We start from the raw sequence: 16389 nt of genomic DNA on the forward strand, positions 1-16389 counted from the left end.
TAACCTAAAAAATATAAATACGGGTACTTAAGTCTATATTTAAGTGGTTTAGATAATAGAGAGAGTGTTATTGAACTTAATATTACTTAGCTTAGCTCCATTCAACTTAATTTTATTTGTTTTTAAAAACAAAAAACCTGCAATTAAGCAGGCTTTTCAATAATCGTAAGTTACAGGTATAACGTATTTACACTTTCTTTTAAAACGCTGCTTACAGTCTAATCTTATGAAAGTCCATGCTCGATATCCCTAAAGGTCCATTGACCATTAGGATCTGCTATATCAATTAACTCACACGCTTTTTTATTCCAAGCGGCTAGCCATGTAATATAATTTGTTAGTTGGTGATAAGCTCGGTCTGGCGCATCAGAGCGAATTCTAGACATTGAAAAACCTGAATACGTAGCACCACTTCCTACCCAACTAACAATTGATGAAACAGCTCCACCGCCTGGAACTACAAAACCAACAGTCGTTGTTACTAGCCCTAATATAGTCGCTGTTTTTTCAACAGCATTACCTGTCTTCATTATGTCGCCGCTTATAACAGGATGTAGCAAAGCCAACAAGTTAACTGCTTGTGGCTGATTAGAAGCAACTGCAACATCATTTGACGTTTTTGAAGTATTTGTAGGTGCACCTCTTCCTCGCATTGCAGGAAGTAAGCTATTAAAGGATTTTTGGCTACTATTACTTGTTGAAAAAGTAACTGATTGTGTACTTAAGCCACCTGCTTTAACTCTTTTTTCATCGCGTGGTGTTACAGTTGATTTATAAGTTCGTTGTAATCGACGATAAACAGCTGCACTACATTGCGTCATTTGTATTGCTAAAGCAGCTTGATCTTTAAAGGCTTTACCAATTGCACGTTCAGAAAGTTGCGTTAGCTGTGTTTTTTTCTTTAGCGCATGTTGACCGATAATAATATCCATAAAAATGTCCTTATTTATTATTTAATTGTCGAAATCATATCATTTAAAGTTAGGTAGAGAAATCCTAAGAAGTTAATTTCTGTAATGATTTTAGGTATAAGAAAAATTACTTTTTGAGTATTTAACTTGAGTTTCTTTAACTGAGAAATACCTTATATTAAAACAATCACTATCTGTAAAAATAAGCCCTTCACTAGGGTAACTTAGTGAATTATCTGCGGCTTAACATTACTAAAATCACTGTTAATCGTAATCTTTACATTATCAGGTTTTATAGCAATATCGCTTAAACCCGTATTAGTGAAATACTCTTCGAAGCCCTGCTGATACTCAGGAAGAACCTGCTTATATGCAGTAATAAATAAACTCAGCTTTTTAGCTATAGTTGGATACTTAGCTGCAAGGTCTCGTAGCTTTTCAGGCTCAGAAAAAGCAAATTCGGCGAAAATATTAAAGTCGTTCTCAATATTAGTTTTACCGTAGGTAGATAGAAAGCCATTTTTATAATCAGGCCCTATATTCCTATCTTGCATTAACGCCTCATAGTTTGAGGAAGCAGGACTCCAACTTTCAGGCAACAGACCTTGCCATGCAAGATTAACAAAAGGGGAGCGTAAATAAATCAAAGAACTAAGTTCGTGATGAACTCCCCGTAACGAATTTTCATAATTGAAGTTAGTACCGTTCTTATCTGAGATATTTGATAATATTATAGAATTTCTTGAATATGTTCCCCCCGCTTCAGCCCCCTCCATGAGCATAGGTCCTGAAATATAAATAGCATTAATAAATTTGGAAACAAAGCCTTCAGGATAAACCTCCAGCGCGGTTTCAATGCCATCAAGTGACTCTGAAGAATCCTCCAAAGAAGTGCTTTCCATTTCAAGTGTAGGCGGCTTGCCTCCAATTCCTAAAAATTGTTCAGGAAAAAATAAACGAGTATCGCCAGCCTTAATATCGAGCTGATATGTTTTTGCTAGTCTATTAGCTTGTTCTATTTCACTTTCTAGGTAAGAGCATGCGTTCAGAAATAATAAAAAACTAAAAAAGACAAAAGCTTTATTTTTCATTTAAACAATCCTTGTTTTATGCTCTAAAAAAGCCTGCATAGTTGCAGGCTTTTAGGTAATTATTATTGCTCGTTTATTAAAGCATTACTTCTATAGTACGCTCTTACAAAACAATAATGCTTGTTATTAAGTACGCTAAAAACGTAAGGCCGCCACCAAATAAGGCATATGGTAGCTGCGTTTTAACGTGGGTGAGTAAGTCACACCCCGATGCAATAGCCGATACAGCGCTGGTGTCGGATATAGGCGAGCAATGATCGCCAAATATACCACCACCCAAGATAGCACCTACCACAAGCGACGGTGGTAAACCTAGCGCTTGAATAAGTGGCACACCAATTGGGATTAATATAGCAAACGTGCCCCACGATGTACCCGTAGTAAACGACATAACTGCGCCGGTTAAAAACAGCACAGGTACGATTAAGTAAATAGGTAGGTAGTCGCCAACAAGTGACGCTACAAATACACCAGTACCCAACTCTTTTAAGCTTGCGCCAAGTGTCAGCGAAAGCAGTACAATGGCGACCAGTGGCATTAATTCGCCCATGCCTTTAAAGCCGGTATCAACTAATTGATGATGCGTAAATTTACGTGAGCCAATCATTAAAAAGTAAGCGACAACAATGGCTAAAACCGTTGCATATAATACTGATTTAGAACCGCTGCCCTCGGCTAATACACCATTTCCGGTGTAATACATAAAGCCAACCATACTGGTAATAAGCGTAATAAGCGGGATTAACATGTAACGCGCTTTAGAGCCTTTTACTTCTTCTTTTAAGTCAGTTGTTTGAAGCTCTAGTTTTTCTTCGGCTTCTTTCATTGGGCCATGCACTTTATCAAACGCGATGGTATAAAAAACAATGGCAAGGGTAATTATGGCGTAAAAGTTATACCCAACGCTGCCCCACAACACCGATACAGCCGACTCACCTAGCTCGTAGTTACCTAATAAACCAAGTACAAACGCACCCCAGCCATTAAGCAGAATTAAAATACATACTGGCGCACTGGTGCTGTCAATAATGTACGCTAGACGCGCTCGGCTCATTTTAAATTTGTCGAACAAGCCACGCGATAAAATCCCTGAGGTAAGTACGCTCAAGTTAGATTCTATAAACACCGCAATGCCGGTAAACATGGTTAAAAAGCCCACTTGGCGCTTACTTTTTGCAATGCCTTTATTCATTAGCATATTAACAGTTGCTGCAACGCCGCCAGATTCGCGAATGTAGGCAAGCAATGCACCAATTAAAATACTAAATATTAGTATGCGTGTATTACCTGGCGAGCTGGCAACCGAAATAATACGTTCAATGGTATTTAAAAAAGTATCAAACACGCTATTACCTTCGCCCTGAAAGGCGAGTAAAAACTCAGAAGAAGCAACGGCAACAAGTAGTGCCATAATCACTTCTTTTCGCCAAAACACGATAGCAATCGCAATTAGCGGCGGTAAAATAGAATACCAATGCATAAAAAGTTAACCTTAATTATTAGCGAGCCACTCTCGCTTTGTACGCGTTTTATCGCTTATTTGTTAAGCCTAGCAGCATAAACTGGCTTAGATTTGTAAACCGCTTAGCTTAATGGATTGGCTTACTCAAGTCACCTGTAAATAAATCACTTAAGGTGGCATAGTTAGTACGTTTTAACCTATACGATAGCTTATTGATTTAGTAACGCTTCATAAATAAGCGACACCACCGATCCGTACTGCGCGGTTTCAAATTGTTTGCCTGTAAATTCGTAACGTTTTTGCGAGCCTTTAATTGCGCTATGGCGAGCATTAGTAAGTAAAACAATAGCCAATTCGTAAGCGGGGTCTATTACGGTTACTGTGCCTGTCCAACCGGTGTGGCCATAAGCCTGCGCGCTTGCATAAGGACCAAAGTGCCAACGCCTTGCTTGGTTATTACCGGCAAGCCTAAAGCCAAGCCCGTAGGTTTCATCGCTGCTTTGCGGCGTTAAAAATTGCGCTAAAGCGCTTGCACTAAATAATTGTTGGTCGCCGTAGCCACCATTATTTAATAATAGCTGGCAAAGCACGGCTAAGTCGTGAGCGTTACTAAATAGCCCCGCATGCCCTGCTACGCCATCAAGTGAGTAGTAAGCGCGCTCGTCATGCACTTGTCCTTGTAAAACATTGGTGCGAACATTATCAAACTTAATACGCCCGTCTCGTGTGTTGCCGCTAAGCTCAGTGGCTGCAAATTGCTGCGGCTTAAAGCCTTTTTTTAGTGGGTTAAATAACGTGTTAGTTAATTTTAGTGGCGCATACACTTGCTGCTCTAGGTATTCGTCAAGGGGCTGCCCAGTTATGCGCTCAATTAGTACGCCTAAAATCATGTAATCAATATCTGAGTAAACATGCTGCCCAGATGATTTACTGCTAAAAGGCACGCTGGTAAGTAATAGCTGTTTGGTCGTTTTACTATTTTGCGAATAAAACGCGTCACCGTAGCTGCCATCTTTACGATGAAAGTCAAATACTGGCGGGTATCCGGCGCTGTGTGTGAGTAAGTCTTTTACTGTGCGCTTTGCTCGCCCTTCACCTTTATATTCGCTTAGGTAGCTTTGTACGGGTTTATTAATATTTAATGACCCTTCGCTTACTAATTTCATAAGTGCAAAGTTTGTGGCAAATATTTTGGTATTGGAGGCAAGATCAAACAAGGTATTAGTTTGCATAGGCTCTGGGCGTAGTAGCATTAAATCACTTTGCTGGTATTGCTTTGCATCGCCATAGGCGGTTAATTTTATTAGCTCGCCATTTTTAACAACAGCCAATACAGCACCAGGAAAACCTGCTTTTACATCGCGTTCAATTAATGCGTCTACTTCATTAAAATCTATATGCTTTTTTGGTTCATCGCTTAAAGTAGGAAATGCAAAACGCAGCGTTAAACTTGCGCCAGCAGGGAGAATATTTTCAACTTTAAAGGTATTAACACCGTTGTGAGTATTTTTTGCCAAACTGTAATTGTATAAGGTGTTGGCGCTTAGTTGGTTAACGTCGAGCTTTTTATTATTAATGTAAATATCGGCGCTTTGTGCGTTATGGTTTTGTATTAATAATTGCCCGCGCCCTTTGTAAGCTTTAAACGTTCCTCGGTTATTTACATAAAACCGGCTACTTGGATTTACCTCAGGAAACGTTACAACCACTTGTGCATTAGGCAGCTCTACAAGTTGGCTTTTTGTAAGTGGTAGCAACGAGCTAATAGGCTCCGGTGGGGTACTACAACCCACAATAATAAAGCTCAATGCCACTATAAATGCTTGTTTGATATAACCATACCTTTGATTTTTTAAAGCAATAAACATGCTTAGCCCTTATTTATATAACAAGTAAGGCGCTCTTTGCGCTTTAAATTGCGCAAGTCCCGCCTGCCAGCTTTGTTTTATTTGCGCCTCTGATTGCCCTGCTTCAATAGCTAAGCGCAATTTATTAGTACCCGCTAGCTTATCCATAAAGTCAGCGCGCTCAAAAAACGAGATGTTATTTTTACTAAGCTCCGTGTACGCATTTATTAAGTAAGTTAAATTTAGACCTGTGATATTTGCTTGTCTTAAATCGAGCCCTTGTACGGTTTGGTTTTTAAATTTAGGGTTTAAAGCAGCGCCTTTAATTGCGCGCGGTGTAAAATTAAAATCACCTAATGCTACTGGCGAATAGCCAATTACTTGAAATGCAAAGTCGGTGCCTCTACCAATACTGATAGGCGTTGCCTCAAAAAAGCAAAGTGATGGGTAAAGCGCAATGGCTTGATCGTTAGGTAAGTTAGGGCTTGGTTTTACAGGCAAGCTATAAGTACTTTTGCGAGTGTAATGATCAACAGGGATCACCGTTAATTTTAAATCGGCCGCTTTATTGATCCAGCCCTCGCCCTTGATCATTTTGGCAAGTTCGCCAACGGTCATGCCGTGTAAAACAGGAATTGGGTGCATGCCTACAAACGATTTAAATTCTGGCTCTAATATTGGCCCATCAACGTAGGCGATATTTGGGTTGGGCCTGTCGAGCACCAAAAATTCTATCCCCTGCTCTGCAGCGGCTTCCATCATGTAGTGCATAGAGCTTATGTAGGTATAAAAACGCACTCCCACATCTTGAATATCAAAAATAATCACATCAACATCGGCTAAAGCAGCTTGGCTTGGTTTTTTATTTTTACCGTAAATAGAAATAAGTGGAATACCGGTTTTGCTATCAACGGCATTTTTTACATGGGCGCCCGCATCGTGATCGCCACGAAAGCCATGCTCAGGTGCAAAAATTTTAGTTATGTTAATATTTTTAGTCAGCAGAGCATCTACTAAGTGAGCTTGCCCTACCGTTGATGTTTGATTAACTACGAGCCCTATACGTTTATTTTTTAACTGCGGTAAATATTTAGCATATTGCTGCGCACCTACCACAAGTGAGTTACTAGCTTCGTTGGCTTGCACGCTTGCAATAAAAATGGCGCTAAAAATAAAAAACAACGTAATAAATAGGGTTTTAAACATACTGCAATATCCTTTTAATCAAGGCGTTTAAAATAACATAGGTAATAATAAAGAGCAGCTTTAGAAAGGGGTTAAGTGGGCTTAGATATAGTGATTAGATATAGTGATTAGATATAGCCATCAGAAGCTGGCGCTTTTCACGCGAGCAAGCTCAGCGTCTACAATGGATAAATAAGCTCGGAGTTTAGATTTAAAAATTAGAGCTAGTTTTATTTGAAAATACCACCTCTCATTTTAAGCTTAAAGACCGTATTTAACCTTCTTAGAGCTAAAAGCTTCTAGTTATTTAATTTCTTGGTCAATGAACCACTTAAAGATCTATTACACAAAGAGAAGCGAAAGAGAAGTAAATGAGAAGACATAAGCCCGGGTTTATTAATTTAGCTTTATTACTACCTCTAAAAGCGCAGCGCCTCTTAACCTCTTTGTGAATAAATGACTTATTTCTGGCGTTGCCAACAAATAAAATCTTATAAATTATATTTTTGAGGGGGAATAGAAGCAGTCGCTTCTCACGCGAGCAAGCTCAGCGTCTACCACAGATGAATAAGCTCGGAGTTTAGATTTAACGATTAGGGATAGCTTTACTTGAAAATACCACCTCTCATTTTAAGCTTAAAGACCGTATTTAACCTTCTTAGAGCTAAACGCTTCTAGTTATTTAGTTTCTTGGTCAATGAACCACTTAAAGATCTATTATACAAAGAGTAGCGAAAGAGAAGTAAATGAGAAGACATAAGCCCGGGTTTATTAGTTTAGCTTTATTACTACCTCTAAAAGCGCAGCGCCTCTTAACCTCTTTGTGAATAAATTACTTATTTCTGGCGTTGCCAACAAATAAAATCTTATAAATTATATTTTTGAGGGGGGAATAGAAGCTGTCGCTTCTCAAGCGAGCAAGCTCTGCGGCTACAACGGATGAATAAGCGCGGAGTTTGGATTTAAAGATTGGGTTGGTTTTATTTGTAGGCGTGCAGCTTGCTGACGCGACGAGCGAAGCTCGTAAATAAAGTATCAGTTATGTCGGTGGTAAGTAATTAGAAGCTGGCGCTTCTCACGCGAGCAAGCTCTGCGGCTACAGGAGTGGTAGCTTACATTTCACTTTATTTCAGGCACAAAAAAACCGACTTAATATCGGCTTGTTTATGAAAGTGGTGGGCGCAGGACGTATCTTGTAAGAGTGAACCTCCGACTGCTTGGTTCTCAATTCACCTAAACCTACACTTCACTTCACTTTATTTTAGGCACAAAAAAACCGACTTAATGTCGGCTTGTTTATGAAAGTGGTGGGCGCAGGAGGATTCGAACCTCCGACCGCTCGGTTCGTAGCCGAGTACTCTATCCAGCTGAGCTATGCACCCACTTTCATAGATTGCTTATTTAAACTCTAAGCAGAGCGTATTAATTCAGGCATAAAAAAACCGATTTCCATCGGTTTATTTTTCTTACACTTAAAAGTGTATGAAAACATGAAAGTGGTGGGCGCAGGAGGATTCGAACCTCCGACCGCTCGGTTCGTAGCCGAGTACTCTATCCAGCTGAGCTATGCACCCGCTTTCATTTTTACTATTACTTGTTTTTACTCTAAGTGAGAGTCTATAAAGTGGTGGGCGCAGGAGGATTCGAACCTCCGACCGCTCGGTTCGTAGCCGAGTACTCTATCCAGCTGAGCTATGCACCCACTTTATAGTTTACTTATTTTTACTCTAAGTAGAGCTTTTGCTTATTTAGACTCTAAGCGAGTTATTAAAGTATGGTGGGCGCAGGAGGATTCGAACCTCCGACCGCTCGGTTCGTAGCCGAGTACTCTATCCAGCTGAGCTATGCACCCATACTTTAAAATTGTACAAAACACGCCATTAAAAGAAATGGTGGAGAAGGAGGGATTCGAACCCTCGATAGAGCTACAAACTCTATACTCCCTTAGCAGGGGAGCTCCTTCGGCCACTCGGACACCTCTCCGTCTTGTGGGGCGTATAATAAAGATTTCAGAAAATATGTCAAACACTTTTCTACCAAAAACGACTATATGGTTACAGATTGCACATATGCTTGGTTTAAAAGTGTAATTAGTTTGAAATTTAAGCGGGTTACGTATTTTTATTTGAAGGATTAACACCTAGCACGGGAACTAAATCATCAGTTAACTGAGCCAAATACTGTTCTTGGTAACCTAATTGTTGAAATTCAGCGATACAAGCACGGTAGTAAGCGTTTCGTTCTTGCTCTGATGTGCATTCTTCTGATAAATCATCTACTCGTTTGTCTTTCATACTATTATTCTAAGTCCTTTAAGAATCTATATTTAACTGCTAAATACCAGCAGTGTAAATTTCGTGCGTATTCTAGCTAAAACCTTTGTACAAACACAACATATGTTTAAAAAACAATCATACTAAAAAGTTATAGCACTGTTAGTTTTAATATTAAAACTTCCAATAACAATAAGTTAGTGAAGCTGAATTGCACATTAATCAGCACTAATAATTACCTTTAATTTTTAGTGTAGTACTTATTAATTAAAACACTAATTATAAGTAAAAAAAACGCCGCTATTAAGCGGCGTTTATTAACTTACTTTGTTTTACTAAAGATTAGTCAGCTTGTGGACGCATATGCGGGAACAATATAACGTCTTTAATTGTTGATGAATCAGTAAACAACATAACTAAACGGTCAATACCAATACCTTCACCAGCCGTTGGCGGTAAGCCGTACTCTAGTGCGCGTATGTAGTCTTCGTCGTAGTGCATTGCTTCATCATCGCCTGCGTCTTTCTCTTCAACTTGACGAGTAAAGCGCTCAGCTTGGTCCTGTGCATCGTTAAGCTCAGAGAAACCATTTGCAAGTTCACGGCCGCCAACAAAAAACTCAAAACGGTCGGTAACAAATGGGTTTTCGTCGTTACGGCGTGCAAGTGGTGATACTTCCCACGGGTAACCAGTAATAAACGTAGGTTGAATAAGCATGTGCTCTGCTGTTTCTTCAAATATTTCACAAAGAAACTTACCTGGGCCCCAAACACAGTTTTCAGGAATTTTAACGTGCACTTGTTTAGCGTACGCTTTTAACTCTTCAAAATGGTTTTCTGGGTCGTTAAATACCGCAGCATCAAACTCAGGGTTATATTTTAAGATAGCATCCGCCATACTTAAACGTGTAAACGGTTGGCCAAAGTCGTATTCAACTGAATCGATAACTTCGCCGTTTTCGTCCTTAGTTGTATTAACTACAATTGCACTACCTAGTACGTTTTCTGCAACAGTACGTAGCATGTCTTCGGTAATGTTCATCAGGTCGATGTAATCAGCGTATGCTTGGTAAAATTCAATCATTGTAAATTCTGGGTTGTGGCGTGTAGATAACCCTTCGTTACGGAAGTTACGGTTAATTTCAAATACACGATCAAAACCACCTACCACTAAGCGCTTTAAGTAAAGCTCTGGCGCTATACGTAGGTACATGTCGATATCAAGCGCGTTATGGTGAGTTACAAACGGACGCGCAGATGCACCACCAGGTATAACCTGTAGCATAGGTGTTTCTACTTCCATAAAGTCACGGTCTGCTAAAAAGCGACGAATACCTTCAACTACTTGTGAGCGAATGCGGAATGTTTCGCGCGTTGCTTCGTTAGTAATTAAGTCAACATAACGTTGGCGGTACTTTGTTTCTTGATCTGATAAGCCATGGAATTTTTCAGGTAACGGGCGAAGTGACTTAGTTAGTAATTGATACTCAGTCATTTCTACGTATAAATCGCCTTTACCCGATTTATTTAACGCGCCTTTAACACCTATAATATCGCCAGTGTCTAGCTGACCATATTTCTCTTTAAGGTCTTTTTGAACATCTTTAGATGCATACGCTTGTACACGACCTTTCATGTCTTGAATTACAAAAAAAGGTCCACGCTTTGCTAAAATACGTCCAGCAATAGACACAACTTCTTGTAGTTCAACTAATTCTTCTTTGCTCTTATCACCAAACTGGGCTTGCAAATCAGCCGTGTAATGCTCACGACGGAATTGGTTTGGATGACCGTTGGCTGGGCAATTTTCGCGTATCGCGTCTAACTTGCCGCGACGCTCAGCGATTAACTTGTTTTCGTCTTGGATTTTATCAGTCATTTTTTAGCTCTTTATTAGCTTGGTGGTTATAGGCCAGATTTAAGGCTGGCTTCAATAAATTTATCTAAGTTACCGTCAAGTACCGATTGGGTATTGCGGTTTTCAACGCCTGTACGTAAATCTTTAATACGTGCGTCATCAAGTACGTATGAACGTATTTGGCTACCCCAACCTATATCAGATTTAGCGTCTTCTTGCGTTTGTTTTTCAGCATTTTGCTGCTGTAGCTCAAGCTCAAATAATTTAGCTTTTAACTGCTTCATCGCTTGGGCTTTATTTTTATGCTGTGAACGCTCGTTTTGACACTGCACTACGGTATTTGTTGGTACGTGAGTAATACGAACCGCCGATTCGGTGGTATTAACGTGCTGACCACCCGCGCCTGATGCACGGTAAACGTCTATACGTAGGTCTGACGGATTAATATCAATTTCAATATTATCGTCAATCTCAGGGTATACAAACGCAGAAGCAAATGAGGTATGACGACGACCACTTGAGTCAAACGGGCTTTTACGCACTAAACGGTGAACGCCTGTTTCTGTACGTAACCAACCGTAAGCGTATTCGCCAACAAAGCGAACTGTTGCGCCTTTAATACCGGCAACATCACCGTCGGTTGCTTCAACTAGCTCAACTTTAAAGCCTTTAGCCTCGCCCCAACGTAAATACATACGAAGTAGAATATTACACCAGTCTTGTGCTTCAGTGCCGCCAGAACCCGATTGTAAATCAAGGTACGCATCGTTTGAGTCATGAGGACCTGAAAACATACGACGAAACTCTAAACCTTCTAACTGCTCGTTTAGATCGCTAAGTTCGCTTTGTGCTTCATCAAAGGTATCTTGATCTTCGGCTTCTACAGCAAGTTCAAGTAGACCTTCAACGTCATCAGTACCAGCTACAAGGTTGTCGATTGTTTCAACAACAGCCTCTAATGCTGATTTTTCACGGCCAAGCGCTTGTGCGCGTTCAGGCTCATTCCATACGGCTGAATCTTCAAGTTCGGCGTTAACTTCTTCTAGGCGTTCTTGTTTAAGAGCGTAGTCAAAGGTACCCCCGAAGCAATTCAGTACGTTCGCGAATTTCCTTGATTTGGTTAATCACAGGATTCACTTCAAACATGTACATCACTCCAAAATGGCTAGGTAATTGCGCCCCTTTACATGGGATTTTCGCAACAAATTATCGTCAAATGATAAAAACGCCCGATTTTAACAAAAAACCGCGCGCTTTATTAGCCTTTTATGCATGATTTGTGCATATTTTTTAGTGCACTTTTTCAAGCTCTCTAACTATTAATTGCAGCGTAAATTTACCTCTAAACTCATTTATATCGAGTTGATATGCTACTTTTACAAACTTCGCTTCTGTGTCGGGCCATTCTTTTACATCAATACCAAAGGCAATGGCGTCAACCAATCGCCCTGATTGATGCTTTAGCACCAGCTTTAAATGCTTTTCGCCGACTATGCGCTGCTGTATTACTTCAAAGGTGTGCTCAAACACCGGCTCAGGAAATTGCTGCCCCCACGGGCCCGATTGCTTTAATAGCTGGGCAAACTCCATCGTAAAACAATCGTTTGGCAGCTCACCGTCGGTAAATACAATGCAGCGTTTACTTTCTTCACTCAGTTGCGCACTCACGGCAGCATCAAACGCTTTTTTAAAGTCATTAAAGTGTTGCTCGTTAATACTTAAACCAGCGGCCATTGCGTGGCCACCAAATTTATTAATTAAGTGTGGCTCAGCAGTATTAAGCCCTTCGAGTAAGTCGCGCATGTGCAACCCTTCTATAGAGCGGCACGAACCTTTTATTTCACCATTTTCGCCACCAGCAAATATAACGGTTGGTCGGTGGTATTTTTCTTTTAAGCGACCAGCCAAAATGCCAATAACACCTTGATGCCAATCGTCTTGAAACAAGCAGATTGCATCAGGGACGTTATCGTCGCTAAATGCGAGTCTATCAAGCACGGCTTGCGCCTCGGCTTGCATGCCTTGTTCTATTTCGCGCCTTGCAAAGTTTAAGCTATCGAGCTCGCTGGCAATACTACGTGCTTGATTTATATCGGTGCTAAGTAAGCATGCTATACCCAAACTCATGTCGTCTAATCGCCCTGCTGCATTTAAACGCGGCGCAAGTGAAAAGCCAAAGTCGCTTGCGCTTAAGCGCGCAGCATTGCGGTTAGCCACTTCAATAAGCGCGGTGATGCCAGGGCGTGTTTTACCACTGCGAATACGTGCTAAACCTTGATGTACTAAGGTGCGGTTATTTGCATCAAGTGCGACCACGTCAGCAACCGTACCAAGCGCTACAATGTCGAGCAAGTTAGCTAAATTAGGCGGCGGTTGCTGCTCAAAATAACCAAGGTCTCGCATTACGCTTCTCAGTGCTATTAGTAAGTAAAAAGCAACGCCAACGCCTGCTATAGATTTAGACGGGAAGTTACATTCGTGCCTATTTGGATTTACTATTGCATCGGCATTTGGCAGCTGCTCACCTTGTAAGTGATGATCTGTTACCAGCACTTTAATACCAACCGCTTTTAAAATATCAATACCAGCAATACACGATATGCCGTTATCTACGGTGATCACTAAATCAGGCTTTATTTGTACTATTTGCTCTGCAAGTGCGGGGCTTAAACCATAACCTAAGCTAAACCGGTCAGGAATTAAGTAATCTAAATGCTTAAAGCCAAACATCTCAAGGCCTTGCATTAATGTTGCAGTACTTGTTGCGCCATCAGCATCAAAATCGCCGACTATTAATATTTGGCTTTGCGCTTTTAATGCTTCAATTAATAAATCGCTGGCTTTGTCGATATCTTTAAACAATTTAAAGTCGTGAAGCGTAGCTACGCTGTTATTTAGCTCGTCGGCATTAAATACATTGCGGTTAGCATAAATTTGTTTAATTACAGGGTGTAAATTACTCGGTAGATGCGAGTCGTCAACGTTTTCACGCGCAATGATCAATTTTTTCATGCAGAGTTTTAACTTATTGGGTCGTATTAAAAAGACAAAAAAAGGCCATTAAGGCCTTTTTATTAGCTATAAAACGTATTACGACGCTTTGTTAGCATCTAATGCTGCTTTTAGTGCTGCTGCTGGCTGGTAACCTGGGATCATCGTACCATCTTCTAAAATAATGGCAGGTGTGCCGCTAATACCAAAGCTTTGACCTAATTGGTAATGCTCTGCAACCGGTGCGCTACAGCCTGCAACTACTTTAGTGCTTGTACCCGACTTAGCTTCTGTTAGTGCTTCTTGCTGATCGCGTGCACACCATACGTTCATTAAATCGGCGTAGCCTGAACCTTGTAAGCCACCACGTGGAAACGCAAGGTACTTAACGGTAATACCCGCATCAAGTAAATCGTCTAACTCGCGATGTAATTTACGACAGTAACCACAGCTAATGTCGGTAAATACGGTAATACTGTGTTTTTCGTTTGGTGCTTTGTACACAATCATCGAATCTTCGTATTCTTTAATGCCCTCAACACGCACGCCGTTTAATGCTTGCTCTGTTAAGTTGTTACGATTATTTAAATCGATTAACGTGCCTTGCATTAAAAATTGACCATCTGGACTTGCGTAAAGCACGCCCTTATTAGTGATCAACTCTTTTAAACCCGCGACTGGGCTTGGGTTAATTTGCTTTACAGTTACACCAAGCTCGGCAAATTTAGTAATAATAGGATCATTAGCATCTGGTGTTACAGCAACGCCATTTGCAAATGCACTAATACTTGTGCACAACATGGCACCTGCTAACATTAATTTTTTCATAACTTCTCTCTATCCTAAAAACACTTAATATATTGACCGGCTTAATAATATTTACTTTCAAACTTACGCTCGCGGATGATGCTCTGCGTGTACCGACTTTAACCGTTCATTGGCAACATGGGTATAAATTTGCGTCGTTGATAAATCGCTATGGCCCAACATCATTTGTACCACACGTAAATCTGCCCCATGATTTAATAAGTGCGTAGCAAAAGCATGGCGCATGGTATGGGGCGATAATGGAGACTCAACTGATGCCAAAATAGCATAGTGTTTAATTCTATGCCAAAAGGTTTGTCGCGTCATGCCTACTCCGCGCTTAGATGGGAACACAAAATCGGTGGCGTGTTTTATCATTTGTGCACGCCCACCCTTTAAAAATTGCTCCAGCCAATACATGGCTTCTTCACCCAATGGCACTAAGCGCTCTTTATTACCTTTACCTTTTACAAACACCACCGCTTGGCGCAAATTAATTTGCTCCATACGAAGCCCAACAAGCTCACTTACACGCAACCCCGTTGCATAAAGTAGCTCTAGCATGGCTTTGTCGCGCAGTCCCATCGCTTCTTCTGTGTTGGGCGCATTTAACAATGCCTCAACTTCAGCTTCTGAGAGTGTTTTAGGTAACGACTGTCCGGCTTTTGGTTGAGCTATGTTTAGCATGGGCGAATCACTAATTATTTTTTCGCGCACAAAGTACTGATAAAAACGCTTTAGCGCACTAATGCTACGTGCTGTACTGCGTGGTTTTAAACCTAAATCAACTCGATGCGCTAAATAGCTTTCTATGTCGAGCCCCGTTACCGTCATTAAATTTTCGCCCTTTAAAAATAGGCAAAACTTATCTAAATCACTGCGATAAGCGCTTAATGTATTTTCGCTTACGCCTTGTTCTAAGTACAGGCTATCTAAAAAGGTTTCTAGGTAGTCGCTATTACTGCTCATACTGCTGTTATTTTCAAAAGAATCGTCAGATAGCGTTGTCACATTATGCTCTCATGCTTTGCTAAGGTATCAATTAAAAATACCTTACGGTAAACTTGAGCCTATCATATCAGGCAATTACACAGTGATAAATACGATGCAAATTGGTTTATTTTTTGGTTCTACTACGTGCTACACCGAAATGGCAGCAGAAAAGATTCGCGACATTATTGGTGCCGATATAGTTACCCTGCACAATATTAAAGACGAGCCACTAAAAAATGCAGAGCAGTACGACTTTATCATCTTTGGTATTTCAACATGGGATTTTGGTGAAATACAAGAAGACTGGGAGTCAAAGTGGGACGACATAGCCGACGTAAACCTAAATGGTAAAACCATTGCTTTATTTGGCATGGGCGATCAGCAAGGTTACGGGCAATGGTTTCAAGATGCCCTAGGCATGCTACACGACGAAATAAATACGCAAACATTTACTCAACTTGGTTTCTGGCCAAACGACAGTAGTTACGAGTTTGAAGCTTCAAAAGCATTAACGCCTGATGGTAAACAGTTTGTAGGACTCGCGCTCGACGAAGACAGTCAATACGAGCTAAGCGATGAGCGTATTGCAACATGGGTTGAACAGGTAATGACTGAATATAGCGAAACGCTTTAATTAATTAGCTAATAAGTAAAAAGCCCGCAACTAGTTTAGTTGCGGGCTTTTTAACTAGGGTCTGTTGATCTTTCAAGGTTAAATTTTCAGCAGTCTGTTTGGTATTTAGGCAAGGCAGAGCCTATGCAGTGTGGTTATTCCCCATAAATGGGCGATAACGTAGCATTAATGCCAAACAGGCGCTGCCCAAAGGGTTCTTCCTAGGGGCGATCAACTCTTTGTTGCCTACATGGATGTAGGTAAGGGGCGTGAGCAGGACGCGGAAGCTTTGCTCGGTTTTTACTTAGCCCACTAGGTTACAAATCTCGCGCCGCGATTAAATAGCCCCTAGTTTGAAC

At 40.8% G+C, this 16389-nt stretch carries 12 protein-coding genes and 5 tRNA genes; 1 reads left to right on the forward strand and 16 read right to left on the reverse strand.

The window, feature by feature from the left end:
• Positions 1 to 224: 224 nt before the first annotated feature.
• The 16 genes from H5116_RS04170 to xerD form a co-directional block, all read right to left on the reverse strand.
• Positions 225 to 932: a hypothetical protein gene (locus H5116_RS04170; protein WP_024599053.1), complete on the reverse strand. Its 708-nt coding sequence runs from the start codon at positions 930 to 932 to the stop codon at positions 225 to 227.
• Between the two features lie 203 nt (positions 933 to 1135).
• A complete protein-coding gene (locus H5116_RS04175) occupies positions 1136 to 2002 on the reverse strand; it encodes a hypothetical protein (protein ID WP_182715623.1) in 867 nt (288 codons plus the stop codon).
• A 103-nt stretch (positions 2003 to 2105) separates the two neighbouring features.
• Complete coding sequence (locus tag H5116_RS04180) at positions 2106 to 3482, reverse strand: Na+/H+ antiporter NhaC family protein (protein ID WP_182715624.1); 1377 nt, start codon at positions 3480 to 3482, stop codon at positions 2106 to 2108.
• 191 nt (positions 3483 to 3673) lie between these two features.
• Positions 3674 to 5332 carry a penicillin binding protein PBP4B gene (gene pbp4b / locus H5116_RS04185; protein ID WP_182715625.1) on the reverse strand — a complete coding sequence of 553 codons (1659 nt, stop codon included), beginning with the start codon at positions 5330 to 5332 and terminating at the stop codon, positions 3674 to 3676.
• A gap of 9 nt (positions 5333 to 5341) precedes the next feature.
• Complete coding sequence (locus H5116_RS04190) at positions 5342 to 6517, reverse strand: exo-beta-N-acetylmuramidase NamZ domain-containing protein (protein WP_182715626.1); 1176 nt, start codon at positions 6515 to 6517, stop codon at positions 5342 to 5344.
• Between the two features lie 1284 nt (positions 6518 to 7801).
• A tRNA-Arg gene (locus tag H5116_RS04195) sits at positions 7802 to 7878 on the reverse strand.
• A 115-nt stretch (positions 7879 to 7993) separates the two neighbouring features.
• Positions 7994 to 8070 (reverse strand) — tRNA-Arg (locus tag H5116_RS04200).
• A 51-nt stretch (positions 8071 to 8121) separates the two neighbouring features.
• Positions 8122 to 8198 (reverse strand) — tRNA-Arg (locus H5116_RS04205).
• A 73-nt stretch (positions 8199 to 8271) separates the two neighbouring features.
• Positions 8272 to 8348 (reverse strand) — tRNA-Arg (locus H5116_RS04210).
• 38 nt (positions 8349 to 8386) lie between these two features.
• A tRNA-Ser gene (locus H5116_RS04215) sits at positions 8387 to 8479 on the reverse strand.
• Between the two features lie 128 nt (positions 8480 to 8607).
• The gene (locus H5116_RS04220) at positions 8608 to 8790 is read right to left on the reverse strand and encodes a hypothetical protein (protein ID WP_010553261.1); all 183 of its coding nucleotides are present in this window, start codon (positions 8788 to 8790) and stop codon (positions 8608 to 8610) included.
• Positions 8791 to 9111: 321 nt separating this feature from the next.
• Positions 9112 to 10647 (reverse strand): lysine--tRNA ligase, encoded by a 1536-nt coding sequence (gene lysS, locus H5116_RS04225; protein WP_002961420.1) that lies wholly within the window; start codon positions 10645 to 10647, stop codon positions 9112 to 9114.
• A 26-nt stretch (positions 10648 to 10673) separates the two neighbouring features.
• A protein-coding gene (gene prfB / locus H5116_RS04230) for a peptide chain release factor 2 (RefSeq protein ID WP_100218355.1) occupies positions 10674 to 11772 on the reverse strand; the annotation gives its coding sequence in 2 pieces (ribosomal slippage) (positions 10674 to 11696 and positions 11698 to 11772; 1098 coding nt in all).
• 144 nt (positions 11773 to 11916) lie between these two features.
• Positions 11917 to 13638 (reverse strand): single-stranded-DNA-specific exonuclease RecJ, encoded by a 1722-nt coding sequence (gene recJ, locus H5116_RS04235; RefSeq protein ID WP_182695430.1) that lies wholly within the window; start codon positions 13636 to 13638, stop codon positions 11917 to 11919.
• 78 nt (positions 13639 to 13716) lie between these two features.
• On the reverse strand, positions 13717 to 14445 hold the full coding sequence (gene dsbC / locus H5116_RS04240) for a bifunctional protein-disulfide isomerase/oxidoreductase DsbC (protein WP_002961417.1): 729 nt from the start codon (positions 14443 to 14445) through the stop codon (positions 13717 to 13719).
• Positions 14446 to 14508: 63 nt separating this feature from the next.
• Positions 14509 to 15435: a site-specific tyrosine recombinase XerD gene (gene xerD, locus H5116_RS04245; RefSeq protein ID WP_002961416.1), complete on the reverse strand. Its 927-nt coding sequence runs from the start codon at positions 15433 to 15435 to the stop codon at positions 14509 to 14511.
• 94 nt (positions 15436 to 15529) lie between these two features.
• Between xerD and fldB the strand changes: the two genes are divergently transcribed.
• Positions 15530 to 16051 (forward strand): flavodoxin FldB, encoded by a 522-nt coding sequence (gene fldB, locus H5116_RS04250; protein WP_024605911.1) that lies wholly within the window; start codon positions 15530 to 15532, stop codon positions 16049 to 16051.
• Positions 16052 to 16389: the final 338 nt, after the last annotated feature.

The organism is Pseudoalteromonas sp. SG45-2 (assembly GCF_014164115.1).
In the GTDB taxonomy this organism is placed as follows: domain Bacteria; phylum Pseudomonadota; class Gammaproteobacteria; order Enterobacterales; family Alteromonadaceae; genus Pseudoalteromonas; species Pseudoalteromonas distincta.